The 876-nt window shown below is 44.5% G+C and carries 1 protein-coding gene; it reads left to right on the top strand.

Annotation, left to right across the window (positions count from 1 at the left end):
• Positions 1-31: 31 nt before the first annotated feature.
• Positions 32-876: homoserine O-acetyltransferase/O-succinyltransferase family protein (locus R7O13_RS25280; protein WP_318304997.1), on the top strand; the 845-nt coding region annotated here is incomplete at its 3' end.

The following is an 876-nucleotide window of genomic DNA, read 5'->3' as shown; positions in this document are numbered from 1 at the left end:
CTAGATTGACTATACTTAGGGAGAGAAAGTCGTGCCAATTAGAATTCCAGATCAACTACCTGCTTCAGATGTACTAAGGACAGAGAACATCTTTGTAATGAGCGAAACTCGTGCCGCGAGTCAAGAAATACGTCCTTTGCGAGTACTGATTCTGAATTTGATGCCCAAGAAAATCGAAACAGAAACGCAGTTTCTTCGCCTCCTTTCAAACAGTCCATTGCAAGTAAACGTCGAGCTACTGCGCATCGATAATCGACCAAGCAAAAACACACCAACCGAGCATTTAGATACGTTTTACCGTCAGTTTGAGATGGTAAAAGGGAAGAATTTCGACGGTCTTATCATCACTGGTGCGCCACTTGGTCTAGTACAATTTGAAGATGTGATCTATTGGGATCATTTAAAAACCATCATGGAATGGGCACAAGACAATGTTACCTCGACGTTGTATGTGTGTTGGGCGGCGCAAGCAGGCTTAAAGTTGTTGTATGACTTGCCGAAAAAAACGCGTAAAGAAAAGCTTTCCGGTGTATATCATCACCAAATTCATAATCCATTCCACCCTATTTTACGTGGGTTTGATGATACGTTTTTAGCGCCCCATTCGCGTTATGCCGATTTTTCGCCACACTTTTTAGAAGAACATACTGACTTAGATATTCTCGCCACATCCGATGTGGCGGGCGTATATCTGGCAACGACCAAAGACAAGCGAAACGTGTTTGTTACCGGCCATCCAGAGTATGACTCGCACACTCTTCACAATGAGTACATTCGGGATTTGGGTGAAGGGATGGAGCCAGCTATTCCGGTCAATTACTACCCGAACAACAACCCTGACAACTCTCCCATTGCGAGTTGGCGAAGCCACGGACA

The organism is Vibrio sp. Y176, from assembly GCF_033438945.1.
The sequence above is the reverse complement of the archived record's forward strand: the minus strand, read 5'-3'. Positions and strand labels throughout refer to the sequence as shown.